Genomic DNA, 26,098 nt, shown 5'->3' on the forward strand with positions numbered 1-26,098 from the left:
GTGCGGGTTGAATCGATGAAGGGCAGGTTACGCCCGACTTCCGATAACGTAAAAGACTGATTTATGATCCACCCGATAAGCACGACTTATAGGAATCGCCATGCTGCTGCGTCACATCCACTATTTCCTGGCCGTCGCCGAACACCGCAGCTTCACGCGCGCGGCCGCCGCGCTGCACGTGTCGCAGCCCGCGCTGTCGCAGCAGATCCGCCAGCTCGAGGACACGCTCGGCGCGCAACTGTTCGACCGCACCGGCCGCGTCACGCGGCTGACCGATGCCGGCGACGTGTATTTCCGCTATGCGCGGCAGGCGCTGCATGATCTCGCGGAAGGCCGGCGGGCGATTCACGACGTGCAGGACCTGAGCCGCGGCTCGCTGCGACTCGCGGTCACGCCGACCTTCACGAGCTATCTCGTCGGGCCGCTCGTCGAGGCGTTTCACGGCCGCTATCCGGACGTATCGCTGTCGGTTCGCGAGATGTCGCAGGAGCGTATCGAGGCGCTGCTCGTCGACGACGAGCTCGATGTCGGCATTGCATTCGACGAGGTGCAGACGGCGGATATCGACGCGCAAGCGCTGCTGGTCGAAACGCTGGCGCTGGTCGTGAACCGCGGACACGCGCTCGCCGGCAAACGCAAGGCCGGCCTGCGCGCGCTGCACGACGCGCCGCTCGTGCTGCTCACCGCGGAATTCGCGACGCGCATGCAGATCGACCGCTATTTCCGCGAGCACGACCTGCAGCCGCGCGTGCTGATGGAAGCGAATTCGCTCGGTGCGGTGATTGAGATCGTGCGCCGCACGAACCTCGCGACGCTGCTGCCGGCGACGATCGCGGTCGAGCACGACGATCTCGTCGCGGTTGCGCTCGATCCGGCGGGGCTGAGGCGCACGGCCGTGCTGCTGCAGCGCAAGGGTGGGTATCGGAGTGCTGCGGCGCGGGCGTTCGTCGAGTTGGCGCTGGCGCGGGGGGCGGGGCCGGTCGAGCGTTCACGATGAGACGGACGGTCGCGTCCGGCCCTCTCGGCCGCCGACGGTTGCCTGGCCAGTTGCACATGTCGGGCGGGCACGGTGTCCAGCCGTCGCGTCCGGCCCTCTCGGCCGCCGACGGTTGCCTGGCCAGTTGCACATGTCGGGCGGGCACGGTGTCCAGCCGGTATGCCAACACCGAAATCGCGCAATTTGTCCTGTAAAATCCCGAATCGAGAGAATTTGTACGATAAAACCGGCGATCCAATCGCCTGCCTACTCATCGTTCTCGATTCCAGAGGGCCACGACGATGAATTCCCGAGAACTGGTTCGCGCGATCGGCGGCGGCCTGTTTCAGCAAGCTCGCCTGCTCAAGCTCGACACGCCGCTGGGCCAGAATGTCCTGCTGCCGCAGACGGTTCACGGCGTATCCCGGCTGGGCCGCGAGTACACGTTGACGGTCGACGCCGTGTCGACCCGCGACAATATCGAGCTGAAAAAGCTGATCGCACAGCCCGTCACGCTGTGGATCGAACAGCAAGGCGGCGCCTATCTGCCTTGGCACGGCTACGTGCAGACCGCGCGCCGGCTTGGCTTCGACGGCGGCATCACCGCGTACCAGATCCGTTTCATGCCGTGGCTCGGCTTCCTCCGATACCGCCACGACCAGCGCATCTGGCAGGATCGCACCGCCGACGAAATCCTGACAGACGTTTTCAACCAGCATCCGCAAGCCGCCGGCATGTTCCAGTTCGCACTTTCCGCGCCGTTGCGGAACCGGTCGTTCTGCATGCAGTTCGAGGACGACTGGCATTTCGTTCATCGCCTGCTCGAAGACGAGGGCCTGTTCGGCTATTTCGAGCAGGCCAGCGACGGCTCGCACCACACGCTGGTGATCACCGATTCTCCCCGTTCGCTGCCCGCCGCCGCGCCGGCACGCGTGCCGTTCCAGCGGACGGCCTCGGGCGACGAGACTCAGGCACTCGTCCAGTGGTCGGGCTCGCGCACGCTGCAGAGCAGCCACTACACGACGCGCACGTTCGACTACAAGTCGCCCGGCACCGCACTCAATCCGAAGGGCACCGACGTACCGACCCGGCCCGATCAGGGCGACTTGCCGAACCAGACCGAGGTCTACACCTATACGGGCGCCTATACGTACGGCGCCCAAGATGACGGCAACCGCCAGTCGACCATTCGGATGGAAGAATGGGAATCGCGCGCCAAGCGCTTCCACGGCATCGGAGGAATGCGCGGCATCGACGCGGGCCGCGTGTTCGAGCTGACCGACCATACGGCCCACCCCCCGTCCGAACAGGACGGCAACCGGTTCGCCGTCGTCGAGACGGTGTGGTGGATCAGGAACAACATTCCGGCCATGCCGTCGCATTTCCCGCACGGCCTGGCCGCCCGGTTCGACGCGATGAAGGCGCAACTCGGCGATGCAGCCGGCGCGATGACCGTGCGCCACGCCGATGGCAGCGAAGGCTTCTATCTCGTCGAAATCGAGGCACAGCGCCAGACGATACCGTTCCGCAGCCCATTCGAGCACCCGAAGCCCAAGATGCATCTGCAGACCGCGACCGTCGCGGGGCCGAAGGGCGAGGAAGTCCACACCGACGAACTGAACCGGATCAAGGTCCGGTTCCACTGGGATCGCCAGAATGAAGGCGACGAGCGCGCATCGTGCTGGCTGCGTGTCGCGTCGTCGGACACGGGCAGCGGGTACGGCAGCGTGCATGTGCCGCGCATCGGCGAGGAAGTGGTCGTCGACTGGATGTCCGGCGACTGCGACCGGCCGATCGTCACCGCGCGACTCTACAACGGCGCGACCAAGCCGCAGTGGCACACCGACGGGCTGCTGTCCGGATTCCGCTCGAAGGAATACGCGGGCAGCGGCTACAACCAGCTCGTGATGGACGACTCGACCGGGCAAAGTCGCGCGCAACTGTACAGCAGCACGGCGAACAGCCTGCTGCACGTCGGTTATCTGATCGAGCAGACCGGCAACACGCGCGGCACGTACGTCGGCAGCGGCTTCGACCTGCGAACCGATGCCTACGGAGCCGTACGCGCGAACCAGGGCCTGTACGTCACGACGCATCCGAAGGGCGTGTCGAGCCAGCCGCTCGACGTGCGCGAGACGCAGCAACAGCTCGTCGGCGCCGAAGGCTTGCTCGAATCGCTGTCCGACGTGAGCGAGACGCATCAGGCCGACACGCTGAGCCCCGGTCGCGGCGCGCTGAAGACGTTCACCGACGCGACCCAGCAGAACGTGGCCGGTGCCTCGTCGGGCGGACGCACATCGGGCGGCGGGACCGGCAACGCGAATGCGTTCGCGCAGCCCGTGATGCTATTCGGCAGCCCGGCTGGCATCGGACTGGCGAGCCAGCAGTCGCTTCAGATGGTTGCGGACAAGCATGTCAACGTCGTCAGCGGCCAGAACACGCACATCGCGGCCGGAAAATCGCTGATCGCGAGCGTGATCTCGTCGGTAAGCCTGTTCGCGCAGAACACGGGAATCAAGCTGTTTGCCGGCAAGGGCAAGGTCGAGATCCGCGCGCATGACGACGACGTCCAGCTCACCGCGCAGAAGACCGTGAAGGTCGTCGCCGCTACCGCACAAATCGACATCGCGTCCAAGCAGTCGATCCTGTTGACGTCCGGCGGTGCATATATCCGCATCGGCAATGGCAACATCGAGATCCACGCGCCCGGCAAGGTGGATTTCAAGGGCGGCAACCACAGCTTCTCGGGCCCGACCAGCGTCGACTATCCGCTGCCCCGCCTGCCCGAAGGCGTATGTTCGGAATGCCGTCGCAGCGCCGCGAAAATGAAATCTGCACTGACGCCCCGGACATGAACGACGCAGCCTCCATGAAGCCGTTTCGCGATCTGACGCGTGCGCTGCCGTTGCCGGCACGATGGCCAAGCACGACCGCCGCGCAACGGCACGACGACCTGCGCGAGTGGCACTGCACACGACAAGCCGCGGAAACGCGCGCGCTGCGCCTGCTGGCGCTCGTCGACGGCGCGCTGGACGATACGATGCTCGATGCGGCACGTTCACGCGGCATCGCATGGCAATCGCTGTATCCAGACACGATGCTCGAAGCGTCGCGGCCCGAAATCGGCCCGTTCCTGCTCGACCTGACGGTGAACGACGATGCGTCGCGCGCGACGATGCTCGACCTGCTGAATGCCGGTAGCGATTCGGATCTCGTCGTGTGGCTCGCGACCGGTCATGCATTGCCCGAACTCGCCGCGTATCTGCATCCGCTTGCCGAGGCGACGTTGCCGGATACGCGTCAAGCGCTGCTGCGCTACTACGATCCGTCGATTCTCGAAAACCTCGTGCCGATCCTGACGCCTACGCAACGGCGCGAGCTGCTGGCGACGTTCGTCGAACTGCGTTATCGATTCGATCCATGGGAAAGCATTGTCGGCGAGGAAAATGGGCCGCTGCCCTCCGCCGCCGCGACGCCAATCGTGTTCACGGAGGCGCAGTACGATGCGCTAGCGCGTGAGGGATTTGCGGAGACGCTGTATTTCCAGTTACGTGACGAATTCCTGCCGCCGATGTCGGCGGTGCCGGACCGCTGGGGCATTCGCTATGTGAAGGACCTGGTCGCGCGAGCGCGGAGCCGGCATGGGCTCGTGAACGAGAACGATCTCGCGTATTTCGTGCTGATCGGGATGAACGTGCATCCGGCGTTCGATGCGCATCCGGAGATCGCCGGGAAGATCGCCGCGCGAGGAGAAGCACCTCCGCCAATGTCGGCAACGCTGGCGGATGTCGACGCGGACGTGTGGGCTGCGTTACTCGATGCACATCCGCTTGCCGGATATGCCGGCGAATAGCGGGATGCTGCGGAGCGACGGGCAGCGGCAGCCCCGACCGATCTGCACAACCCGAATACAACAAGCAACGCGTCGTCCGCGACGAATTGAATGACAGGAACATCGACATGCTGACTTTGCTTCGCCGCCTCATTCGCAACCCCATCGTCATCGCTGCACTGCTGCTGAGCGGCGCATGGTGGGTACATGCCCAGGCCACAAGCTACGGCCCCTATCGCGTCGTGGGCTTCAACTATACCGAGCGAGGTGTCTACAACTTCGTCGTGGATGGCTTCGGCGCAGGCAGCGTGCACGCCCGCCAATTCGGCGGCGGCGGCGGTACCGTCTGTTGCATGGAGGTACCGAGCAACAAGAAAACCTGGCACCTCAAGATCACGTACGACCTGACGCCCGAAGAGGACGCCAAGAACCTGTCGCCGGAAATCTATGAGACGGACGTCGCCGTCCCGAAGCTCCCGAACAAGCGCGACGGCTATATCGAGTTCCATTTCCTGCCTGAACGCAAGATCGAAGCACGGTGGGTCGAATACCCGACAATGCCGCGCATGCGCGCCACCAACTAGCCCAGCGGGGGAAAACATGCCGAACGAAACCGTCGCCGCACAAGGCGCCTCGAAAAGCCAGTCCGAATCGGCATCGGCTGCATCGCGGGCCACACGCGCCGAGAGCGTCAGTGCGCAACTTCCGGCCGAGCCGCCCAGCCCATGCTTTCGTTGCAATCAGGAGATTTATCAAAGCTTCTTCTTCGACGGTTTCGCACAGAGCCTGACCGATACCGATCGCCTGTCGAATATCGCGCGTCTCTTCAACGCGCACGCAGACAGCAGCGATGAGGTCGGTATCTACAAGATGTATTACGAAGGCATGGGCCGGGACTTGTCAGGGCAAACGGTCGGTGCGGTCAAGAAAGTCCTGACCGATTCCGAAGCCGCCTTGCTTAAGGAAGCGGATGCCAAAGTGATCAAGGATCCCGGCAAAAAGATCGCCGCCGACATCGCCCAGCGGTTTCGAGGCTCCCCTGCAGACAAAGGTTTGCTGTCACGGGGCACATCGTCGGTCCTCGACGGGCTGGAGCATGCGGGCGAGACCGCGAGAAATCAGATCAAGGAATCGGTGACCCCGGGAAAGGTGGCTGGCGCCCTGCTACCCGCCGCCACGACCATCGCGGCAGACTCCATTCCGGTTGTCCGGGACAGCGAATTCGCCGCGGGTTATATGGGTACGGGCTTCGATGCACGGGTCAACAAGGCTATTGCGGATTTCAAGAACAACGTCGCACATGCCACCGCGGCCGATCCACGCAAAATCAAGCGCATTCGCGTGGCGATTTTCGGTTATGACCGCGGCGGCGTCATCGGACGGAAATTTGCAAACGAATTGATCGGAAAGACCTGCAAGCAGAAGGACGGCAAGATCACTTACGCGGACATCGAGGTCCAGTTCGATTTCATGGGGCTGTTCGATTGCGTATCGACGTCCTATGCGGATTCGATCTTCACGAAAGTCGTTGCGCCTGTACTTGGCGTCGTCCCTGGCGAAGGCAAGGTCGCCAGCATCAGCATCAAGGGACTGAGTTTCTTCCTCGCCCTGTCCAAGCATTCGCTCGGGCAATTCGATATCCATAAAGAATTCAAATCGATTGTCCATCACGTAGCCGCAACGGAACTACGCTTCTACAAGAATCTGGATTCACCACGAAAATCGTCGGACCACGCGAACCTGCTGGAGATCGTCTATCCAGGCAGCCAGTCGGACGTCGGAGGCGGCTTCCGGGACGGCGAGGATCAAAAATCCTCTGAACTGGCCCGTGTCTCTGCACGAAACATGCTCGACCGTGCCTGGTCCGCGGGCGTGCCGATGCTACCGCTCGCCAAACTGCGCACGATATCTCCATTGGCGGCACGCGAATTCGATTATCGCAAGACTGTCAATGTCAACGGCAAGGATCTCAACGTCAACGATCTGTTCGGTGCGTACACCGCGATGCTGCCGAAAACAAACGGTCCGCTCGAGAAACACTTCCTCGAACATCAGAAGCTGTTCGTGTCGTGGGCACGCTATGTTCACGATCGCACAGGCCACTACAGCAGCGGCAACAATCTTTTCATCAACACCATCGATGCCGACGTCTACAACTCGATCTTCACGAGAGGGGGTGGCTTGCCGGACTACGAAGGTCGAGACTGGTACTACAAGGGCCAGGATCCGAATTCCAAGGTTCCGCAATCGACCTTCGGCGAACGCCGGACGGTCGACGACATCTCGGACAAAACAGTGCGTGCATTGGCCACCGCATGGGTACATCCGCCAAAGCTGACGCCGGAAGTGATCGCGTTCTTCGACAACTTCGTACACAACACGATTACGCGGCTCAATAACGTGTCACTCGGCGACGGCGTATTCATGCAACTTCGCGAAATCGAAGAGAAAGGCTGGATGGCGCGCCAGACCGACGCCGCCAAGGACTACATCAAGAAAGTCCTCGGCAACATCTCCAAGAACATCAAGGACGCCCAGGACGAATACGTCCGGCAAGTCACGTCCGGCCAGATTCCTCACGGCGCTTCGATCGGCGATCTCTCCGGCGACTGAGCATCACCCTTCGGTTCGGTCAGCAAACCACCCGGCCGCACGCGCGGCCGGGCAACTCAGGCTTCCGCGTCGGGCGTCAGTTGTACCCGAGAATCGCCACCGCCGCGACCTCCGGACGATCGATGGTGCTGCCAACGAGCGACGTCATCGGCTCCTGCAGCACTGCCTGATACGACGTCACGCGCACCGCTTCCGGCACACCGGCATCATCCGGCACCGGCTCATCGAACGCGGCATCGAAACCGCTGTAAAAATCCGCTTGCTTCTGCGAAAAAGTCATCTCCACTCCTTTGCCTTGATATGTCGTTGATGTTCTAGCTGGCCCGCTTCAACGCCGCCGCGTGCACGGGCGCACTGTCATGCACCGCCTCGGCCCGCGCAAGCTGCGCGCGCGTACGCCGCGTGATGTGGATCACCGCGAACACGACCGGCGCGATCAGCAGCCCTTCCGCCAGCTCGGGATCGACCGGCAGGTTCATCACGTGCAGCGCCTTGAACGCCGCCGTCGCGAGCGACAGCACGTAGTACGAAATGGCGGCCACCGACAGCCCTTCGACCGCGTGCTGCAAATGCAGCTGGTTGCGCGCGGTGCGCTCCATGCCGGCCAGCAGCCGCGTCACGTCCTTTTCCTGCGCGAGATTCACGCGAGTGCGCAGCAGGTCGACCGCCCGTGCGATCCGCGCGGCGATCTGTTCGTGGCGCGCCCACACGCTGCGGCAGGTTTCCATCGCCGGCGCGAAGCGTCGCTCCATGAATTCGGCGATCGTCGGCATCCCTTCGATACGCTCCTCGCGCAGCTCGTGGATGCGCGCCAGCACGAGCTTTTCGTACGCGCGCGACGCGCTGAAGCGCGCCCCCGATCCCGACAACGATTCGACCCGCACCGCCAGATGCGTGAGCTTGACGAGCAACGCCGCGTCGTCACCGTCGGCGCCGCTCGCATCCATCCGCTGCATCAACGCGTGCAGCGCCGCATGGATCTCGTCGAGCTCGCGGCTCATCCGGCGCGCGACGGGAAGCGCCAGCAGCGCCATCATCCGGTACGTTTCGATTTCGTACAGACGCTGCAACAGCCGGCCGCCCTGCTCCTCGCGGAAATCCTCGTCGACCACGAGAAAACGCATGAAGCCGTCGTCGCGCACGTGCCAGTCGCAGAACACCTTGCCGCCGCCGAGCACGCGGCTGCCGACCAGCACGGGCCCGTCGATCCAGCGCCGCAGATCGCCGCATACGCGCCGCGCGGCGTCGCCGGACAGCAGTTCCATCCGCACCGCGACGAAGCGGATGCCGGCCAGCCGCGCGAACCACGCGGCCGGAATGCCGTCGATCGCGAGATCGTCGAAATAACCGGTGTCGCGACGCGGCGCGACGAACGTGAAGGTCGAGAATTCGGTGTGGCGCTCCCACTTCAGGTGCCAGCCGCACGGCGACTGCACCGCGTAGTGCGTCGCGCCTTCGTGCGGCGCGTCGATGCCGGTATCGCGGCACAGCGCGTGCAGCAGCGTTTCGTGGATGTCGGGTTGGCCGTCCGCATAGATCGCGTAGTGCGTGAGCGACACGGCTTCGGCGAGCCGCAGGAACGGCCGCGCATGCAATTCCGCGGCCAGTGCGGCGCGCAACGGATGGTCCATCATCGATTCACCACGCTTCCCTGTTCAGTCCCGCACGCCGGATTGGCGCGGCCCGACCGCCGCGCCACCCTCGGGCGAAACGCCAGCGTGATCGCACTATGGCAGACACACAGCAACAATAAAAACGCATAATGCTGATCGTTACGTTCAGTTTTCCTGATACCCATGAAGATGCTCGATCACGACGTGCTGGCCACCGTCGTCGCCGTCGCGGAAACCGGCAACATGACCCGCGCGGCCGAGGCCGTGAACCGCTCGCAGTCGGCCGTGAGCATGCAGATCAAGAGCCTGGAGGACGCGATCGGCCGGCCGCTGTTCGTGCGCAAGCCGCGCAGCATCGTGCTGACGCGCGAAGGCGAGGTGCTGCTGGGATTCGCCAGACGAATGCTGGCGCTGCGTGACGAGGCATGGGCGGCCGTGGTGCGGCCGGAAGTGACCGGCAAGGTCGTGATCGGCGTGCCGGACGACTATGCGTCGTCGCTGCTGCCGTCGGTGCTGAAGAAATTCTCCGCGACCTACCCGAAGGTCGAGATCCAGGTGATGGGGCTGCCGAGCAGCGCGCTCGCGCCGCTGATCAAGGAGGGCACCGTCGATCTCGTGTGCGGGACGCGCATCAAGGGGCTGTCGGGCGACTTCATCCGCCACGAGCCGATGGCGTGGGCCGCGATGACGAACGGGCCGCGCGTCTGGGAGGAACGGCCGTTGCCGATCGCGGTGTTCATGCCGGGCAGCGTCGCGCGCGAGAACGCGATCCGCAGCCTCGAACGCGCGAAAGTGCCGTACCGCACGTCGTATGAAAGCCCGAGCCTGCTCGGGCTGCTCAGCATGGTCGAGGCCGGCCTTGCGGTCGCGCCGCTTGCCCGCTGCGCGATTCCCGCGCAACTGTCGATGCTCGGCCGCTCGCACGGGCTGCCCGACCTGCCGCCGCTCGAGCTGATCCTCGCGCGCAGCACCAAGTCGAAACGGCCGCCGTGCGACTTCCTCGCGGAACAATTGATGGAAGACCTGCAGCGGCAGACCGGGCAAACCGGCGACGTGTGAGCCCGCCGGCGGCCGCTCGCCGCCGCGTCAGCCGTGGCCGGTCGTGCCATGTCCGGCCGCGCGCAACGCCGCGTTGACGATGCCGGCCACCGTATCGACGAGCGCTTCCAGCGTGTCGCCGTGCACGTGGCGCCCTGCCGGCGGAACGTGCTCGCTGCGCCGGCCGCCCCACTGCGAGCCGGCCGTGACCGATAGCGTCGCGCTGAACCGCTGGCCATGCCGCCGGCCGAAGATGCCGATGCGCCGCTCGGCGACATAAGCCTGTTCGGGTAGAAACAAGCGGATCTCGACCGCCGCTTGATCGGGGTCGGCCGCACACGCATCCGCATCGAACGCCGGTGCGAATGCCTTGACGATGCGGAACGTCACGTGAGAATCCCACGCGGTGAGCGGCCCGCCGGCCGCATCGACGCGTTCGGCGTCGACCAGCCACTGATGGCGATCGGGCACGCGAATCGCCTGGCGCAGCAGCACGTCCGCCGTGCGAACCGTCACCATCAACTGCCGGGCAAGCTGCCTGCCCGACGGCAACGCCGCGGTATGCGCGCGACGGGTAGCCGGGCGCGCAATACGCACTTCTTCCGTAAGGTACATAGGCCCTCCCTGTTCAGGGGTAGCGCCGCGTTCGACGCAGCGCACAAACGTCCACCGTCAGCGGCCGGCGGACAGCACGGCGGCCGGCGAATCGGCGGCGGATTAGCCGAGCAATCGCCGTTCCCGGCTCAGCGCGCGCCAGCCGGAACGCACAATTGGCGCGCGATCGGCCCGATCACCGCGTCGACTTGCTGCGCGATCAGCGTGTGCAGCGTGAAATCCAGATCCTCCGGGGCGATGTCGAAATGCACGTGAATCACGTTGCGCACGGTGCGCGCGCTGACGACATACACACCGAGCGGGGAATGCAGCAGCGCGGCAAGCCGGGCGTGCGCCGCCGCGACGGAGTCGGCCGTCAGCGTGACAGGCAATTGCAGGCGCGGGCGCGGCGGCGGGAACGGCGCGACGCTGCCGGGTGCGCCGGCATGCAACCGCCGGCCGGCGACATCGAATGCGGGAAAGGGATGAATGAAGGTCATGGCGCGGACGGAAGCCGTCTCGGCTGTTCGACACGTCCCCAGCTTAGAAGAGGCGGTATAAACGCCGTGCAAAAAAACGGGGCGGCCGTGCAAAAAACGGCACGCGCGCCGGGATCGCGCCCCGTACGTCGCTTGCGGCGTCGGGGCAATCATTTCGACGCCCGATCAGCCGTTTGGCGGACTCGGCCCGCCGGGTTCGCGGCGATATGCTGGGCGCTTTCCACTCGTCGCCCGCAACCATGCCCGTCCAGCGTGTCGATCTCAGTCACGTCCTGCCATACGAGATGACGTACTTCGACGATCGCCTGACGGTCGATCGAAACGATCTGGATATCGCCGCGTGCCTCGGCGTGGACGGCGACGTCTCGGACGAACTGCTGGTTTCGCTGTGTGGCGCGCCTGCCGGGTCGGACATTCAGGTGTATCTCGATTGTGCGAGTCGACTGACATTCTCCGTGACGCACCCGGGACTGATCCGATCGGAGAACCGCGTATCCGTGCTTCAAACCGAAGACGCGTCCGTACTCGAACTCGGGGCCGTCGATCTCGCCGATAACGCTGTCGCCGGGCTCGGTGCGGCCATGCTGTGGCGGATCGTCAGGGCGTGTGATAGGTTGAAGATCGCGCGGATCAGCGCATTCGCAATAGGCGGTCGTAAAGCGCCACCTGAACCCGGCGGCCCTCGTCTCTGCGGATACTACGCATGGCCGCGGTTTGGTTTCGATGCGCCCATTCCCGGCCTGCATGGCGACGAGGCCGCACTGTTCCAGTACTTTCAGGGCTATCCGGTCGGGTTGGCCGACGGATCGCTCCGGTCTCTGCGTGCGCTTTACGCGACTCGATCCGGACGAGACTTCTGGCGGGTGGCCGGATCGCATCGCGTGATGACGTTCAACGTTGCGCCTCATGGCGCGTCGGTGCGGGTACTGCAACGATACTTGATCGAAAAAGGGATATACGGATGACTCAAAAACACCGTCCAATTGCCGGGTTCCGGATCAAGAAGCCCTCCGCCGGACGCGGTCACGCGCCGAACGCCAATCGTCCCATTCGCTTCTCGCAGTTCAAGCAGCTCATTGACGAGCTCATCACGCAAGAACGTCGTGATGCGCACACGCCTGCTTCAAATACGGCTACCGTCGCGCCCGATACACGGCTGCCCCGCCACTCGGCTGCACCGCCGCAACGAAAAGTCTTCGACGTGGCACCGATCGACCGATCGAAGAGCACGCTGAGCGTCATCTCGATAGCCGACGCCGAAGCGCGTTGTCGCCGGGAAACGCTCCTGCACTTCGGGTTGGATCCGGATCTGTAACGCCGCGCAGTCGCGGGCGGCCCCTATCACTGCCTCACCGCCGGCCTGCCCGCAGCCGCAGCCGCAGCCGCAGCCGCAGCCGCAGCCGTAACGGTGCAGGGCGCACACGCGCCCCGTCAACCATGACAGGTCGACAGCCGGCGATCCGTCGATACACTGTGAGCCATCCCGACGGCTGCGATCGCCCTCACCGATGCCGGCCGCCGCTTCGCTTGCGCACGGCTTCCCGCTTTCCGTCCGCCCCGCGCATCTTCCGCACGCTTTCCAAGGAATTGCACTTGAAACACTGGCGCTACGTGCTGTTCGCCTTCGCCGGCCTCCTGGCCGCCGCGTCCTCTCACGCGCACCCCGTCTGCACCGTCGTCGCCGACGCCGCCACCGGCAAGCTGCTCGTGCAGCAGGGCGACTGCTCGACCCGCGTAACGCCGGCATCGACGTTCAAGGTCGCCATCGGCCTGATGGGCTTCGACGCCGGCGTGCTGAAGGACGAACACACGCCCACGCTCGAGTTCCACGCCGGCTACCCCGACTGGGGCGGCGCGCCGTGGCGCGAACCGACCGATCCGGCGCGCTGGATGAGGCTGTCGATCTTCTGGTATTCGGAGCAGGTCACGCAGGCGCTCGGGCAGGCACGCTTCCAGCAGTACACGAGCGCGTTCGACTACGGCAACGCCGACGTCACCAGCAAAGCGGGCGAACTCCCCGGCATGATGGGCGCGTGGGTCAATTCGTCGCTACGGATCTCGCCGCTCGAACAGGTCGCGTTCATGCGCAAGATCGTCCAGCGGACGCTGCCCGTCAGCGCGCACGCATACGACATGACCGCGCGCATCACGCTGCTCGACGCGCAACCGGGCGGCTGGACGGTGCACGGCAAGACCGGCACCGGCTCGCCGGGCATCCAGTACGACGCGGCACACGCGTACGGCTGGTTCGTCGGCTGGGCGACGAAGGGATCGCGCACGCTGGTGTTCGCGAACCTGATCCAGGACGACGAGCGGCAAACGCCGAATGCCGGCCTGCGCTCGCGCGACACGTTCCTCGCGGCGCTGCCGACGCTCGCCGCCGCGGCCCCGCCGCAATGAGCGCCGCTCCCCGCAACGCCCGCATCGACCTGCTGCGCGGCGTCTCGATCCTGCTCGTCCTGCTGCATCACTTCAACATCGCATATCCGCTACGCGACACCGCGCTCGTCCGCGTGCTCGGCTGGGACACGATCCATGCGATCGTGCGCAACGGCAACTACGGCGTGACGATGTTCTTCGCGATCTCGGGCTACCTGATCACGTCGAACGCGCGCCGCCGCTGGGGCAGCCTCGGCGCGCTCGACGTGCGCGCGTTCTACGTGTCGCGCATTGCGCGGATCGTCCCGTGCCTGCTTCTGCTGCTCGCGCTCGTCAACGGCCTCGCGGCGGCCGGCGTGCCGATCTTCACGAATCACGCGCCGCAGGGTATCGCCGTGTCATACTGGCTCGTGAATCTGGCATCGCTCACGTTCTGGATGAACGTGCTGATCGGCGCGTACGGATGGGTCAACTACGCGCTCGGCGTGTTGTGGTCGCTCTCGGTCGAAGAGGTGTTCTACCTGTCGTTCCCGCTGCTGTGCATCGCACTGCGCCGCGACACGCGGCTGTTCGCGTTCTGGCTGCTGATTGCGGCGATCGGTCCCGTGTACCGCTATACGCATCCGGGCGACGAAGGCGGCTTCCTGTACGCGTACTTCGCCTGCTTCGACGGTATCGCGATCGGCTGCTGCACCGCGCTGCTCGCCGAACGCGCGCGCTGGCAGTTGCTCGCGGCGGCACCCGTGCAATGGCTTGTCGCAGCACTGATGACCGCGCTCTATCTCGCGTGGCCGATCGCGCAAAGCCATGTGTTCGGCGTCTCGGCAATGGCGCTCGGTACAGCCGTGCTGCTGATCGGCGCGCACGCCGAACACGCCCGCGCTCACGGCCGCGTGCTCGCGCCGCTGCGCTGGAGCGGCCGGCTCAGCTACGAGCTGTATCTGTTCCATTTGATCGTGCTCGGCGCGCTGCGCACGCTCTGGCCGCCGTCCGTCACGCAGGGCGACGGCAAGCTGGCGCTGCTCGTCGCGTATCTGGCGCTGTCGGCAGGAGCAAGTGCGATCATCGCGCGCGGCTATGCGACGCCGATCGACCGCTTCATCAAGCGCATCGCATCGCCTCCAGCGGCGCGGATGACCGACAGCGCGCGCGTCTAGTTTTCCGCGTGCGGCGGCGAACAAAAGCCGGCGTCAACGTCAACATCCGCGTCGGAATCCCTGCCTTCGGGGAGCCGAGGACATCAAGTAGCCTGTTCTGCTCACCGCGGATGCTTTCGAAATGAAAGGCGATGGTAGGAACCGGATGTGACGGCAAGATGAAGGGAAACTGGAAGGATCGGCAGGGCCGCTGAAAGGATGCGACGGGGCGCCACGTCCGGGCGCCCCGCACTCCCCGGTTCAACCGGCGTATGCGGCGGCGGCGCAGCGCACGGTCACGATGCGCGCCGGCGGGAGATTGGCCCACACGATCCGGCTGTCGCACGCGACGAATGCCGAATCGCCCAGCGGATGGCGACCGGGCGGGCGCAAATCGTACGTGAACTGGATCATCACGCCGTCGGCCGACAGCACCCGCTGACATTGACCGACGATCGCCGCCACGTCCTCGCGCGGCAGCGTGCGCAGCGGCAGGCACGACACGATCGCATCGACCGTGGCGCCCGGCGGCAACAGCCGTTCGAGCCGCCGCGCGTCGCCCGACACGATCGAGATCCCGGGAAAGCGCCGCCGCAGATGCTGCACGAACGCCGGCGAGCGTTCGACCACCACGAGGCGCCGCGGCGCGACACCGCGCTCGAGCAGTGCCGCGGTGATCGCACCGGTGCCGCCGCCGAGCTCGACGACCAGCCCGTCGCCATCCGGCACCGCGTCGGCCATTTCGCGCGCGAGATGCCGCGAACTCGGGCACAACGCGCCCACCGCGGCCGGCCTGCCGACCCACTCGCGCACGAACAGTGCCGAGACACGCCACGCGTTCGGCCACATCATAGGCGGGCCTCCGGCGCGTGCGCGGTCGGCGGCGGTGTGCCGATGACGGCACGGAACGGGGCTACGGCGACACGGGCAAGGTTCATGCGCATTCTCCTGGGCGAATCGGTCCGCCGCGGGGCGCGCGACGGTCAATCGATTCTAGGAAACGCAAACTTAAGGCAACGTGAAGATTGACCCTGATTCCCCTGACCAATTCGTGCCTGATCAGCCGTCGATTTGCGGTTGGCGATCGACGCTCTGCTGAAGTGGGTGGGATAACGCTCGGCGACGATCCGGATCTGCTGCAGCGTCGTCTCGATCCCGGCGGGATCGTCTGCTATCAGCGCCACGACGGTCGAAATAGGGTCAGTATTTCGGCGCGCTGTATTTCTGCTGCCGCTGCTCGCCGAAGCCGTGCGCGAGCGGGCAGCACAGCCGAGTTGTGAACCGCGCGCCATGCTCGCCGCACGACGCGCGCGTCTACCGTCACCGCAAGTTGGTTCTCGCCAATTCGACGATTTCGTCACCGCGACCGCTGAGGATCGCGCGCAGCATGAACAGGCTGAAGCCCTTCGCATGCGCGAGTTCGATCTTCGGCGGCATCGCGAGCTCGTACTTCGACGTGACGACGTCCACCACCGCCGGCCCGTCATGCTCGAACGCCGTGCGCAACGCGTGCTCGACGTTCTCCGAATGCTCGACGCGCACGCTGAAGATACCGGCGCCCTTCGCGATCGCCGCGAAGTCGGTCGGGCTCAGGTCGACGTTCGTGTCGAGATAGCCGGCCGCCTTCAGCTCCATCGACACGAAGCCGAGCAGGCTGTTGTTGTACACGACGACCTTGATCGGCAGCTTGAGCTGGCGCGCGGTCAGCAGATCGCCGAGCAGCATCGACAGCCCGCCGTCGCCCGACAGCGACACGACCTGCCGCCCCGGATGCGCGCCCTGTGCACCGAGCGCCTGCGGCATCGCGTTCGCCATCGACCCATGATTGAACGATCCGTGCAATTGCCGCTTGCCGTTCATCGTCAGGTAGCGCGCGGCCCACAGCGTCGGCGTACCGACGTCGGCCGTGAAGATCGCATCCTCCGCCGCGACTTCGTCGACGATCTTCGTCAGGTACTGCGGATGGATCGCGCGGCCCGGCGGCTCGGCCACCGCGAGATCGTCGAGCCCCTTGCGCGCGGCCGCGTAGTGCTTCAGTGCGTTTTCGAGGAAGCGCCGCTGCGTCTTGCGCGTCAGCCGCGGCAGCAGCGCCGCGATCGTTTCCTTCACGGTGCCGACGAGCCCGAGCGCGAGCGGCGCGCGATGGCCGAGCTGCGAGCCCTTCCAGTCGGTCTGCGCGATCTTCGCGTTCGTCGGATAGAACGGCCGGTACGGGAAATCCGTACCGAGCATCAGCAGCGTGTCGCACGACTCCATCGCGTGATAGCCGGAACTGAAACCGATCAGCCCCGTCATCCCGACGTCGAACGGGTTGTCCCATTCGACGAACTGCTTGCCGCGCAGCGCATGCACGACCGGCGCGCCGAGCGTGTCGGCCAGCGCGACCACTTCGTCGTGCGCACCCTGCGTGCCGCTGCCGCACAGCAGCGTGACTGCGTCGGACCCGTTGAGCAGCGCCGCGAGCCGGTCGAGATCGGCATCGGCCGGCAGGATCGACGGCGGCGCCGATTCGCTCCACGCCGGCGCCTCGTCCGGGCCGTCGCCGAGCGCGATGTCGCCCGGCAGCACGATCACCGCCACGCCGCGCGCCTCGATCGCGGTGCGCATCGCCCGCGCCAGCACGCGCGGAAACTGCGACGCGTTTGTCACGAGCTCGGCGAAGTGGCTGCATTCGCGGAATAGCTCCTGCGGATGGGTTTCCTGGAAATAGCCGAGACCGATCTCGGTCGACGGAATGTGCGCGGCGATCGCGAGCACCGGCTGGTGATTGCGGTGGCAGTCGTACAGCCCGTTGATCAGGTGCAAGTTGCCGGGCCCGCAACTGCCCGCGCACACCGCGAGCCGCCCGGTCGACGCCGCATCGGCGCCGGCCGCGAACGCCGCGCTTTCCTCGTGCCGCGTGTGCATCCAGCGGATCGAGCCGATCTGGCTCAGGCTGAACGACAGGCCGTTCAGGCTGTCGCCCGTCACGCCCCAGATGCGCTCGACGCCCACTGCCGCCAGCGTCTTCGCCAGGTATTCCGCCATCGTCTGTCTTGCCATGATGCCCTCGCTCGTTGATCGGTCGTCGATTGATCCGGCGGCGGCGCCTGCGGCCTTCGCCGAGATGACGGGACGAGCATACGCGATCGCGCCGGGCGGCGTCGTGACGGTGCAAGCGGCATGGCATGCGCGACAGCGCGGCCGGGCGCGATCGCACGGCCAGCCCGCTCTTTCCGCGCGATCGGAAGAGCGTCGCTGCCGCCTGGGCAATCCGTGCACGCGGGCCGATGCGGACTCGGCCGGACGCCTCTTCGTCCGGAAGCGTCCACCCGGCCACGCGCGGACGTCATGCGCTATACCGGCAGCGCATGCGTCGACAGGATCTCCTTGAGCACCATGAACGAGCGCACCTGCCGTACCCCGGGCAGGTACAGCAGCTGTTCGGCATGCAGCCGATTGAAGCTGTCGTTGTCGCGCGTACGAACGAGCATGAAATAGTCGAATTCGCCGGTCACGACATGGCATTCGACACACCCTGACACTTTCTGCGCGGCCTTCTCGAACGCGGCGAACGTTTCCGGCGTCGAGCGATCGAGCACGAAGCCGATCACGACCAGCATCCCGGCACCGAGCGGCTTCGGGTCGAGCAGCGCGACGATGCCGCGAATCAGCCCCATTTCCTTCAGCCGCTCGACGCGCCGCAGGCATGCCGGCGCGCTCAGCTTCACTTTCGCCGCGAGGCTCACGTTCGAGATCGACGCGTCCTGCTGCAGTTGCCGCAGGATCGCGCGGTCGATGCGGTCGAGCGCCGGTGCGGCGTCGGCGGGTGATGCGCTGCCGCGGTCTAATTTCATTGCACCAATCTCCTTTTCAGCGAATCATAATTGTTTATTTTTAATTCACAACGTCGATAAAGTAGGTCGACGCAATTCATTTCGCAAGCTCATTTCCCGCGCTTCTGCCTATCATTTTCGTCATCGGCGCACGGCCTGCCGGCCGCGCCCGAACGATTCGATTTCCCGCCTTGTTCCCCTTCCGGAGCCCCGCCGATGAATCTGCAACGCTTCCCCCGTTATCCGCTGACGTTCGGCCCGACGCCCATCCAGCCGCTCAAGCGCCTGAGCGCGCATCTCGGCGGCAAGGTCGAGCTGTATGCGAAGCGCGAGGACTGCAACAGCGGCCTCGCATTCGGCGGCAACAAGACGCGCAAGCTCGAATATCTCGTTCCCGACGCGCTCGCGCAGGGCGCCGACACGCTCGTGTCGATCGGCGGCGTGCAGTCGAACCAGACACGCCAGGTCGCAGCTGTCGCCGCGCATCTCGGGATGAAGTGCGTGCTCGTGCAGGAGCACTGGGTCAACTATGAAGATCCGGTGTACGACCGGGTCGGCAACATCCAGTTGTCGCGGATGATGGGCGCCGACGTGCGGCTCGTATCCGACGGTTTCGACATCGGCATTCGCCGCAGTTGGGAAGAAGCGATGGAGAGCGTGCGACAGGCGGGGGGCAAGCCGTATCCGATTCCGGCCGGCTGCTCCGAGCATCCGCTCGGCGGGCTCGGGTTCGTCGGCTTCGCGGAAGAAGTGCGGGCGCAGGAAGCGCAGCTCGGCTTCAAGTTCGACTACGTCGTCGTCTGCTCGGTGACCGGCAGCACGCAGGCGGGAATGGTCGTGGGCTTCGCGGCCGACGGACGCGCGGACCGCGTGATCGGCATCGACGCATCGGCGAAGCCGGAACAGACACGCGAACAGATCACGCGCATCGCGCGGCATACGGCCGAGCTGGTCGGGCTGGGCCGCGATATCGTCGAACAGGACGTCGTGCTCGACACGCGTTACGGCGGGCCCGAATATGGGCTGCCGAGCGACGGCACGCTGGAAGCGATTCGGCTATGCGCACGGCTGGAAGGCATGCTGACCGATCCCGTTTATGAAGGGAAATCGATGCACGGGATGATCGACAAGGTGCGGCTCGGGGAATTCGAGCCGGGGTCGAAGGTGCTGTATGCGCATCTCGGCGGGGCGCCGGCGTTGAGTGCGTATAACGGGGTTTTTCGGGAGGGTTGAGGGGGGCGCATGCGCGACATGCGCCCGGTGCCGCTCGGCTCAGTCGGCCGACTGGCGCAATACCTTCATTTCGATGTCGCCGTAATACATGGTCCGCTCGGTCACATCGGACGGCCGGGTCTTCCACCACCATTTGTAGAGGCCGAGCTTGAAGTAGGCCTGATGGTCGTTCGGGAACGCGTTCGGTACACCCGTCACATGCACGACGCGTTCCCCGTTCCGGAAGACGTCGGTCAACGCATCGACGCCGCGATCGTCGGGCCGATACCGGAGCATCCACCGGACCGGTTGCCCACGATCCGCGATCGGGTCGCCAAACGCGAACGACCGGCTCGGCGTGCCCGGCGCGCCACGTACATCGACTTCGTATTTCCCGTTGTTCAGCAGCAACGCGAACGGCGGCGATCCATCGTTACCGCCCTGATGCAACTGGGCAATGAGTTCCGGCTGTCTGGAATCGAACCGATAATCGGCGGGAATCACCGTCGACCAGCGCACCTCGTAATCGCGGCCGTTCACGAAGCGAAACACAGGGGAAAAACTGACTTCCGCACGGGGCGTCCCGCTCGCCACCTCGCTGAAGTCCTGCGAACGGTTCATCGATACCTTCAGCAGCGTGTCGCGAATGCCGGACAATTCACCCGTCGTGATGTTCTGTGGTGCCGGTTCCTGCAGACGAAGCCGCGAATCGATACCGCGCGTCCAGTCCGACCGATAGAAACGCGTTTCCTCATGCGCGCCACCCGACGGGCCCGCGTGGCAAGCCGATACGACGAGCGTGCATGCGGCGATAACCCATCTACTGCGCATCGGCCGCTCCTTTGCGCCGAAACGACCGGGCAAGATACGCGCCTGCGAGCATCGCAAGGAACCGACTGTTGGTCGACAGATAGCGCTTCCACATCCGCCCCGGCTCCTGGATCACGCGAAACGCCCATTCGAGGCCGCTGCGCTGCATCCACAGCGGCGCACGCTTCACCTTCCCCGCCACGACGTCAAACGTCCCGCCCACGCCCATCACGAAATCGACGCCCAACCGCGCTTTCCAGCGATTGATGAAATTCTCCTTGCGCGGCGACGTGATCGCGACGAACAGCATGCGCGCGCCCGATCGACGGATGTCGTCGACGACCGCCTGTTCGTCGTCCCAGAAATAGCCGTGGTGATATCCCGCGATCGGCAGCCGCGGATAACGCGCGGCCGCCACCGCCACAACCTGCTCGACGACATCCTGCGTCGCGCCGAGCAGATAAACCGGTAGCCCTTTCGCATCGGCCAGCGCCAGCAGGCGATCGAACAGATCCACGCCCGCGACGCGCTCCGGCACCGGGATACCGAGCAGCCGCGCGCCCCACACCACGCCCATGCCGTCGACGTTGACGATATCGCATGCGCGAACCGACTCGGCAAGCTCCGCATCGCGCTGCAGATGAACAACCTTCGCGACGTTGACGACCACGTGCTGCGTGAATTCCCGCTTCTCGACTCTCGCACCGATCCAGTCGACCGTCTCGTTCATCGACATCAGATCAATCGGGCATGAAAAGAATTCGGCGCGGTTCATTGCATGGCCTCGTTATCGCGTTTTTCGGTATCCGGTACCGCGCGGGCGAATCGCGGCGGCCGGCAAAGCGACGCATACAGCGCCTTCAACTTCGTGGACACATCGGCGGAGAAGTACCCGAGCGCCGCAAGCCGCTCTCGGCCGTTGGATCGTGTGCCGACCTTCAACACATCCGCAAGCTCGTGCGTGAGCCGGCCAGCGTCGTGGTCGAACACGACCATGCCGGGCGACACGCCGTCGAGCAGTTGCCTCACGTTGCCGACATCGACCGATACCACCGGCAGATTGACCGCCATCGCTTCCTTGACCGATTGCGGCGAGCCTTCGCGGGTCGACGTCATCAGCAGGCATGCGGCACGCGCCAACAGGTCACGCACCTCGCTGCGCTCCAGACCGTCGATATGCCGCTCCTGCACCCGGATGCCATGTTGCGCCGACAGTTGCCGAAGCACCTGCGCAAACAACGGATAGTTCTTTTCCGGGCGTTGCGCGGAAGACGGAAACACGACGATCGGCAACGCGGATTCAGCACGCGCATCGTCGCGGTGCTCGACGAAGACCGTCTCGTTGACCGCGCACGGGATCGTCTCGCAGCGCCGGCGCAGCCGGATCAAACGCGATGAAATTTCCGCGCTGACGCCAATGCACGCGTGCGCGAAGCAGGCCATCGTTTTCGATACCAGCCGCATCCATAGCGGGCCGAGGATGTCGGTGCCGTGAAATGTGATGACGACTCGCGCCCGTGTAAGCAGGCGAACCAGCGGCGCAGAGCACGCGCTCAGGCCGAAGTGGTAATGCACGATGTCGTATCGTCCCGCACGCGCCGCCTGCCAGACTTGCCCGATCGATCGCAGGTATTCGCCCTTGTCGCGATACCCTTCGATGACGAGCACGTCGACCGTGCAGGCGCCCGAACGCCGGAGCGCCTCGACCTGCTCGGTCACGAACACACCTTGCCATGGGCTCGCGCGATTGCTGCCGAGATACATGTTCGTGACGACGAGAATTTTCATGAACGAACCTCCAACGCATCATGGCGAGACGCGCGACCGGCCCCCGGCCGCCCCCACGAGAACGCGTACATGGCCAGCAGTGCGGAAAATACGTAAGACGGCGACACAAACGCCATCGAGAAGATGTTGTCGAAACAGAACGCGCCGACGACGTAAAACCAGACGGTCGGCTTGCGCCGCGCCTGCCCATAAGCCACCACGAACACAAGCCACGCGATCGCGCCGAACACGCCCATCTCGACGAACAGGTGCGGATAGAACGTATCGGTGGTCTTCAACAGCCCGCCGAGCCCATACCAGTCGAAGTGATAAAGCTGGTAGAGCGGCGACGAGAATTTCACCGAGGCCGGGCCGCCGAAGCTGCCCAGCCCCTCGCCGAGCAGATTGCCGTTGCGGATCGATTCGAACATCACGCGATAGGATTCGGCGCGCGCCGAATTGCCCGCGACGACATAGAACAGGATCTTCGCCATCCCGACCTTCAACAGCGAATCGAGCGCGCCCATCGCCATCAGCACGAGCATCGCGCCCGCAATACCGACCGCGGCCAGCCACGCGCGCACGTCCCTGACGTTCCGCACGAACGGGTAGAACGCCAGCGCCGCGAACAGCTTGAACGAGAAGCCGAGCAATCCGAAGAACAGGAAGCCCCACGACGCCATCGCCGCGCGACGGCCGGACCAGTACCAGCGGCACAGCAGGAATGCGCACAGATTGATGAAGCTGAATTCCGAGAAGAATCCCATCCACCCCTGTGCGCGCAGGAACAGTCCGGAATCGATCCGGACCGGCATGAACAGCGGCAGCCCGGTCGCGTACGAAGCGTAGAAGTACAACTGGAACAGGTCGTTGCTGACGACCACGCCGATGAACGTCTTGACCAGCACGTCGAGCCGGTCACGGTACGGGAAGATCGCCACCGTGATCGCGACCGGAAAGAGGAAGCGGACGAGTTCCTCGATCCCTGCAGCCGTGTTGAACGACAGCAGCATCCCGATGCACAGCGACACCGCGACGGGAAGCGCAACGACGGCCAGCCGGTGAAAGCGCGGACGCAGCAGGATCGCCGCGAACACCAGCGCGAACGCGCCCATCTTGACGATCTGCGAACGATCGTCGTCCAGCGTGAGCAACGTATCGCTGATGCAGAAGACGAAATAGGCGAGCGCCAGCATGCCGGCGCCCAAGTCGGCGACCCGCGAACGACGACCCACCACCGGCGCTCCAATCGCGACGCTCATCGGCGCGCTCCCGACGGGACCGGAACGTCCGCTGCGCTGATCGATGCCGCATACGCCGAACAAACCCGTCGCGCATGCAAGACCACGATCCCGTTCCGGATCAGCGTAACAAGTACGGCCGACGCGAGCATGCAAAAGAAACCGGCTTCGCCGCCGATCGCGACGCTGCCGCCGAGCAAAGCGATGAACAGCGTCGACGTACCGATGTTGATTCGCGCGGTGACGGCACTCTTCTCGAACGCCATCATCACGTTGCTGCCGACGACACCAAGCACCCCGGCCGCGCACTGAATCGCCAGCAACACGCCGCCCGCGAGCGCCATGTACCAGTCGCCCCCCTCCAACCCCGCCCGATAAGTCAACCCCGCCACCATCACCAAATTCACGACGAGCACGACCAGATTCGACAGATCGATGTTCCGCCGCATCGCGCCCAGCGTCGTATCGAGCGGCGCCTTGTCCTTCTTCCGCTTCACTAGATCGGGCAACTGCGCGATCGAGATGGCGCGCGGCAGCAGGTTACCCACCGCGGTCACCGACGCGAACAGCGACAGCATCCCCGCGAACGATGCGCCGCACATGGCCTTGGCCGCCGGCACCGTCACCAGCGCAATGCCGCCGGACAGGAAATTGGTCAACCCGAACTGCAGCCCCTTCATGTCGAGCCGCGTCGAGACCGCGCCGCGCCCCGGCGCCCCGATCGCGACGAACATCGCGACGGCCACCCCGATCAGCGTGAGCGCCAGGCACAGCGACGCGGAATAGCCGTGCCGCGTGCCGACCGCGAGCATCCCGCACGAGCCCGCGATCAGCAGGCAGTCGAACGCGATCGTGATCCGGTAGCGACGAGTCGACACGAAGAAATGCCGCGCGAGCTGATACACGGTCCAGCCCCACATCAACGCGACCACGCCGCCGAGATCGAACGCGACAAGACCGCTCGCGGACACCAGCACGCACGCGAGCGTGGCGGCCACGGTCGTCCATCCCGCCATCGACACCAGCGAGTAGAACGCGTCGCGCGCCGCCTGCCGCCCGTCTCTGGCCGGCACGCGCACCAGGATCAGCGTCGCCCAGCCGATGGCCGTGAAGAAGCCGATCATCTGCGCGACCGACAGGTTGGACGCCGCATGTCCGAGTTCGTCCAGCGAATAGATCCGCTGGATGACCCAGAACGTCAGCACGCGATACAGGCCGGGCGCGCCCGTACAGACGAGCGCCTCGAGACGGCCCAGCAGCTTTCCGGCATCGGCGTTCCGCATCATGACGTTGCGCATCCCGCCCGTTACGCGCGCGCCAGCACGCCGCGCGTGTCGATCACGACCTTGGTCTGCAACCGCACCGGGTCCATGCGACGGAACGGCGCGTGGTCGACGAGGATGACGATCACGTCGGCTTCCGCGAGCGCGGTAGGCAGATCGCACAACCGCGCCTTCGCGTCGAGCGAGGCCGGCAACGCGTCGACGTTCGGTTCGACGACCAGCAGCGTCGCGTCGGCATGCCCGGCCAGCGCTTCGACGATCTCCACCGCCGGGCTCTCGCGCAAATCGTCGATATCGGCCTTGAACGCGAGGCCGAGACACGCGATCACCGGCTCGCGGAACCGGCTCGCCGCGTGCCGCACGCGTTCGACCACGAAATGCGGCTTGTCGTCGTTCACCTGGCGCGCGGTGCGGATCAGCCGCGCGTGCTCCGGCGCGGAATCGACGATGAACCACGGATCGACCGCGATGCAATGTCCGCCGACGCCCGGCCCCGGCTGGAGCACGCTGACGCGCGGATGACGGTTCGCCAGCCGGATCAGTTCCCACACGTTGATGTCGAGCTGGTCGCAAATCACCGACAGCTCGTTCGCGAACGCGATGTTCACGTCGCGAAACGAGTTCTCGGTGAGCTTGCACATCTCGGCCGTGCGCGCATCGGTCAGGATGCACTCGCCGCGTACGAACACCGCGTACAACTCCTGCGCCCGCGTGCCGCACTTGCGCGTCATCCCGCCGATCACGCGATCGTTCTCCACGAGCTCGCGCACCACGTGGCCCGGCAGCACGCGCTCCGGGCAATGCGCGATCCGGATATCCGAGCGCTCGCCGGCCTGCTGAGGGAACGTCAGGTCCGGGCGTTGCGCGGCGAGCCATGCCGCCATCCGTTCGGTCGCGCCGACCGGCGACGTCGACTCGAGCACGACCAGGTCGCCCTTCTTCAACACCGGGGCGATCGACCGGCACGCGGCCTCGATGTAGCTCAGGTCAGGCTTGTTGCCGTCGGTAAACGGCGTCGGCACCGCGATCAGGAACGCATCAGCCGGCTCGGGCGACGTCGTCGCACGCAGATGGCCCTGCGTCACGGCCGCATGCACGAGCATGTCGAGCTCGGGCTCGACGATGTGGATCTGGCCGCGATTGATCGTGTCGACCGCATGCTGCGACACGTCGACGCCGATCACGCTTTTACGACGTGCGGCAAACGCCGCTGCGGTAGGCAGGCCGATATAGCCCAGCCCGATGACGGAAACGGTTTCGAATGACATGAATGAGGTTCTCCAGACGTC

At 65.3% G+C, this 26,098-nt stretch carries 25 protein-coding genes; 12 read left to right on the plus strand and 13 right to left on the minus strand.

The genetic code is table 11. The features are described 5' to 3' along the window. The first annotated feature begins 100 nt into the window (after positions 1-100). The 5 genes from cynR (at position 101) to BLS50_RS23780 (ending at position 7,421) form a co-directional block, all read left to right on the plus strand. Positions 101-997 carry a transcriptional regulator CynR gene (gene cynR / locus BLS50_RS23760; RefSeq protein WP_074804488.1) on the plus strand — a complete coding sequence of 299 codons (897 nt, stop codon included), beginning with the start codon at positions 101-103 and terminating at the stop codon, positions 995-997. 281 nt (positions 998-1,278) lie between these two features. Beyond that, positions 1,279-3,831, plus strand: a complete 2,553-nt coding sequence (locus BLS50_RS23765; protein ID WP_074804490.1) for a type VI secretion system Vgr family protein — start codon at positions 1,279-1,281, stop codon at positions 3,829-3,831. Between the two features lie 14 nt (positions 3,832-3,845). Further along, on the plus strand, positions 3,846-4,829 hold the full coding sequence (locus BLS50_RS23770) for a DUF4123 domain-containing protein (protein WP_249183234.1): 984 nt from the start codon (positions 3,846-3,848) through the stop codon (positions 4,827-4,829). A 107-nt stretch (positions 4,830-4,936) separates the two neighbouring features. Then, positions 4,937-5,392, plus strand: a complete 456-nt coding sequence (locus tag BLS50_RS23775) for a DUF3304 domain-containing protein (RefSeq protein WP_176934282.1) — start codon at positions 4,937-4,939, stop codon at positions 5,390-5,392. A 16-nt stretch (positions 5,393-5,408) separates the two neighbouring features. Then, the gene (locus BLS50_RS23780; RefSeq protein ID WP_074804492.1) at positions 5,409-7,421 is read left to right on the plus strand and encodes a phospholipase effector Tle1 domain-containing protein; all 2,013 of its coding nucleotides are present in this window, start codon (positions 5,409-5,411) and stop codon (positions 7,419-7,421) included. 76 nt (positions 7,422-7,497) lie between these two features. On the opposite strand, the gene BLS50_RS23785 is transcribed toward BLS50_RS23780, so the two are convergent. Both BLS50_RS23785 and BLS50_RS23790 read right to left on the minus strand, forming a co-directional pair. Continuing rightward, entirely contained in the window at positions 7,498-7,701 is a 204-nt protein-coding gene (locus BLS50_RS23785; protein WP_074804493.1) for a hypothetical protein, read from the minus strand. 34 nt (positions 7,702-7,735) lie between these two features. Then, positions 7,736-9,055 carry a DUF3422 family protein gene (locus BLS50_RS23790; protein ID WP_074804495.1) on the minus strand — a complete coding sequence of 440 codons (1,320 nt, stop codon included), beginning with the start codon at positions 9,053-9,055 and terminating at the stop codon, positions 7,736-7,738. A gap of 162 nt (positions 9,056-9,217) precedes the next feature. On the opposite strand from BLS50_RS23790, the gene BLS50_RS23795 reads away from it, so the two are divergent. Further along, on the plus strand, positions 9,218-10,093 hold the full coding sequence (locus tag BLS50_RS23795) for a LysR family transcriptional regulator (RefSeq protein ID WP_006479882.1): 876 nt from the start codon (positions 9,218-9,220) through the stop codon (positions 10,091-10,093). Between the two features lie 27 nt (positions 10,094-10,120). On the opposite strand, the gene BLS50_RS23800 is transcribed toward BLS50_RS23795, so the two are convergent. Next, positions 10,121-10,687 carry a hypothetical protein gene (locus BLS50_RS23800; RefSeq protein WP_074804496.1) on the minus strand — a complete coding sequence of 189 codons (567 nt, stop codon included), beginning with the start codon at positions 10,685-10,687 and terminating at the stop codon, positions 10,121-10,123. A 128-nt stretch (positions 10,688-10,815) separates the two neighbouring features. Continuing rightward, complete coding sequence (locus tag BLS50_RS23805; protein ID WP_074804498.1) at positions 10,816-11,166, minus strand: hypothetical protein; 351 nt, start codon at positions 11,164-11,166, stop codon at positions 10,816-10,818. 206 nt (positions 11,167-11,372) lie between these two features. On the opposite strand from BLS50_RS23805, the gene BLS50_RS23810 reads away from it, so the two are divergent. The 4 genes from BLS50_RS23810 (at position 11,373) to BLS50_RS23820 (ending at position 14,702) form a co-directional block, all read left to right on the plus strand. Next, positions 11,373-12,131 carry a hypothetical protein gene (locus BLS50_RS23810; protein ID WP_074806655.1) on the plus strand — a complete coding sequence of 253 codons (759 nt, stop codon included), beginning with the start codon at positions 11,373-11,375 and terminating at the stop codon, positions 12,129-12,131. Further along, a complete protein-coding gene (locus tag BLS50_RS35515) occupies positions 12,128-12,481 on the plus strand; it encodes a hypothetical protein (RefSeq protein ID WP_143028365.1) in 354 nt (117 codons plus the stop codon). Before BLS50_RS23810 ends, BLS50_RS35515 begins: the two co-directional genes overlap by 4 nt. 272 nt (positions 12,482-12,753) lie before the next feature. Then, positions 12,754-13,566, plus strand: a complete 813-nt coding sequence (gene blaOXA, locus BLS50_RS23815) for an OXA-1043 family class D beta-lactamase (RefSeq protein WP_080486915.1) — start codon at positions 12,754-12,756, stop codon at positions 13,564-13,566. Beyond that, positions 13,563-14,702, plus strand: a complete 1,140-nt coding sequence (locus BLS50_RS23820) for an acyltransferase family protein (protein WP_074804502.1) — start codon at positions 13,563-13,565, stop codon at positions 14,700-14,702. The genes blaOXA and BLS50_RS23820 overlap by 4 nt, the downstream gene beginning before the upstream one ends. Before the next feature lie 240 nt (positions 14,703-14,942). On the opposite strand, the gene BLS50_RS23825 is transcribed toward BLS50_RS23820, so the two are convergent. Then, positions 14,943-15,533, minus strand: coding sequence for a class I SAM-dependent methyltransferase (locus BLS50_RS23825; protein WP_006479887.1), 591 nt, complete (start codon positions 15,531-15,533; stop codon positions 14,943-14,945). A 173-nt stretch (positions 15,534-15,706) separates the two neighbouring features. Between BLS50_RS23825 and BLS50_RS36055 the strand changes: the two genes are divergently transcribed. Next, on the plus strand, positions 15,707-15,961 hold the full coding sequence (locus BLS50_RS36055; RefSeq protein ID WP_176934284.1) for a hypothetical protein: 255 nt from the start codon (positions 15,707-15,709) through the stop codon (positions 15,959-15,961). A 40-nt stretch (positions 15,962-16,001) separates the two neighbouring features. Here BLS50_RS36055 and poxB read toward each other — a convergent pair whose 3' ends face one another. Together poxB and BLS50_RS23835 are read right to left on the minus strand one after the other, a co-directional pair. Then, a complete protein-coding gene (gene poxB / locus BLS50_RS23830; protein WP_074804506.1) occupies positions 16,002-17,723 on the minus strand; it encodes a ubiquinone-dependent pyruvate dehydrogenase in 1,722 nt (573 codons plus the stop codon). Between the two features lie 293 nt (positions 17,724-18,016). Then, positions 18,017-18,517 (minus strand): Lrp/AsnC family transcriptional regulator, encoded by a 501-nt coding sequence (locus BLS50_RS23835; protein ID WP_023476957.1) that lies wholly within the window; start codon positions 18,515-18,517, stop codon positions 18,017-18,019. A 195-nt stretch (positions 18,518-18,712) separates the two neighbouring features. On the opposite strand from BLS50_RS23835, the gene BLS50_RS23840 reads away from it, so the two are divergent. Beyond that, positions 18,713-19,729 carry a 1-aminocyclopropane-1-carboxylate deaminase gene (locus BLS50_RS23840; RefSeq protein WP_074804508.1) on the plus strand — a complete coding sequence of 339 codons (1,017 nt, stop codon included), beginning with the start codon at positions 18,713-18,715 and terminating at the stop codon, positions 19,727-19,729. A 39-nt stretch (positions 19,730-19,768) separates the two neighbouring features. Here BLS50_RS23840 and BLS50_RS23845 read toward each other — a convergent pair whose 3' ends face one another. From BLS50_RS23845 to wecC, 6 genes are all read right to left on the minus strand, one after another. Next, on the minus strand, positions 19,769-20,572 hold the full coding sequence (locus BLS50_RS23845) for a heparin lyase I family protein (RefSeq protein WP_143028367.1): 804 nt from the start codon (positions 20,570-20,572) through the stop codon (positions 19,769-19,771). Next, positions 20,529-21,254 (minus strand): WecB/TagA/CpsF family glycosyltransferase, encoded by a 726-nt coding sequence (locus tag BLS50_RS23850; protein WP_279607872.1) that lies wholly within the window; start codon positions 21,252-21,254, stop codon positions 20,529-20,531. The genes BLS50_RS23845 and BLS50_RS23850 overlap by 44 nt, the downstream gene beginning before the upstream one ends. Positions 21,255-21,289: 35 nt before the next feature. Continuing rightward, positions 21,290-22,237, minus strand: coding sequence for a glycosyltransferase family 4 protein (locus BLS50_RS23855; RefSeq protein ID WP_176934285.1), 948 nt, complete (start codon positions 22,235-22,237; stop codon positions 21,290-21,292). Positions 22,238-22,302: 65 nt separating this feature from the next. Next, on the minus strand, positions 22,303-23,547 hold the full coding sequence (locus BLS50_RS23860; RefSeq protein ID WP_143028368.1) for a hypothetical protein: 1,245 nt from the start codon (positions 23,545-23,547) through the stop codon (positions 22,303-22,305). After that, positions 23,544-24,812, minus strand: a complete 1,269-nt coding sequence (locus BLS50_RS23865; protein ID WP_143028369.1) for a hypothetical protein — start codon at positions 24,810-24,812, stop codon at positions 23,544-23,546. The genes BLS50_RS23860 and BLS50_RS23865 overlap by 4 nt, the downstream gene beginning before the upstream one ends. Before the next feature lie 20 nt (positions 24,813-24,832). Next, positions 24,833-26,077 carry a UDP-N-acetyl-D-mannosamine dehydrogenase gene (wecC, locus tag BLS50_RS23870; protein WP_069230558.1) on the minus strand — a complete coding sequence of 415 codons (1,245 nt, stop codon included), beginning with the start codon at positions 26,075-26,077 and terminating at the stop codon, positions 24,833-24,835. Between the last annotated feature and the right edge of the window lie 21 nt (positions 26,078-26,098).

Origin of the sequence: Burkholderia orbicola, assembly GCF_900100915.1 — a bacterium.
GTDB lineage: Bacteria > Pseudomonadota > Gammaproteobacteria > Burkholderiales > Burkholderiaceae > Burkholderia > Burkholderia orbicola.

Bases quoted from the DNA above. Each gene is read 5' to 3' on its own strand.
- cynR (WP_074804488.1), top strand. From the start codon at position 101: ATGCTGCTGCGTCACATCCACTATTTCCTGGCCGTCGCCGAACACCGC.
- BLS50_RS23765 (WP_074804490.1), top strand. From the start codon at position 1,279: ATGAATTCCCGAGAACTGGTTCGCGCGATCGGCGGCGGCCTGTTTCAG.
- BLS50_RS23770 (WP_249183234.1), top strand. From the start codon at position 3,846: ATGAAGCCGTTTCGCGATCTGACGCGTGCGCTGCCGTTGCCGGCACGA.
- BLS50_RS23775 (WP_176934282.1), top strand. From the start codon at position 4,937: ATGCTGACTTTGCTTCGCCGCCTCATTCGCAACCCCATCGTCATCGCT.
- BLS50_RS23780 (WP_074804492.1), top strand. From the start codon at position 5,409: ATGCCGAACGAAACCGTCGCCGCACAAGGCGCCTCGAAAAGCCAGTCC.
- BLS50_RS23785 (WP_074804493.1), bottom strand. From the start codon at position 7,701: ATGACTTTTTCGCAGAAGCAAGCGGATTTTTACAGCGGTTTCGATGCC.
- BLS50_RS23790 (WP_074804495.1), bottom strand. From the start codon at position 9,055: ATGATGGACCATCCGTTGCGCGCCGCACTGGCCGCGGAATTGCATGCG.
- BLS50_RS23795 (WP_006479882.1), top strand. From the start codon at position 9,218: ATGAAGATGCTCGATCACGACGTGCTGGCCACCGTCGTCGCCGTCGCG.
- BLS50_RS23800 (WP_074804496.1), bottom strand. From the start codon at position 10,687: ATGTACCTTACGGAAGAAGTGCGTATTGCGCGCCCGGCTACCCGTCGC.
- BLS50_RS23805 (WP_074804498.1), bottom strand. From the start codon at position 11,166: ATGACCTTCATTCATCCCTTTCCCGCATTCGATGTCGCCGGCCGGCGG.
- BLS50_RS23810 (WP_074806655.1), top strand. From the start codon at position 11,373: ATGCTGGGCGCTTTCCACTCGTCGCCCGCAACCATGCCCGTCCAGCGT.
- BLS50_RS35515 (WP_143028365.1), top strand. From the start codon at position 12,128: ATGACTCAAAAACACCGTCCAATTGCCGGGTTCCGGATCAAGAAGCCC.
- BLS50_RS23820 (WP_074804502.1), top strand. From the start codon at position 13,563: ATGAGCGCCGCTCCCCGCAACGCCCGCATCGACCTGCTGCGCGGCGTC.
- BLS50_RS23825 (WP_006479887.1), bottom strand. From the start codon at position 15,533: ATGATGTGGCCGAACGCGTGGCGTGTCTCGGCACTGTTCGTGCGCGAG.
- poxB (WP_074804506.1), bottom strand. From the start codon at position 17,723: ATGGCAAGACAGACGATGGCGGAATACCTGGCGAAGACGCTGGCGGCA.
- BLS50_RS23835 (WP_023476957.1), bottom strand. From the start codon at position 18,517: ATGAAATTAGACCGCGGCAGCGCATCACCCGCCGACGCCGCACCGGCG.
- BLS50_RS23840 (WP_074804508.1), top strand. From the start codon at position 18,713: ATGAATCTGCAACGCTTCCCCCGTTATCCGCTGACGTTCGGCCCGACG.
- BLS50_RS23850 (WP_279607872.1), bottom strand. From the start codon at position 21,254: ATGTCGATGAACGAGACGGTCGACTGGATCGGTGCGAGAGTCGAGAAG.
- BLS50_RS23860 (WP_143028368.1), bottom strand. From the start codon at position 23,547: ATGAGCGTCGCGATTGGAGCGCCGGTGGTGGGTCGTCGTTCGCGGGTC.
- BLS50_RS23865 (WP_143028369.1), bottom strand. From the start codon at position 24,812: ATGATGCGGAACGCCGATGCCGGAAAGCTGCTGGGCCGTCTCGAGGCG.
- wecC (WP_069230558.1), bottom strand. From the start codon at position 26,077: ATGTCATTCGAAACCGTTTCCGTCATCGGGCTGGGCTATATCGGCCTG.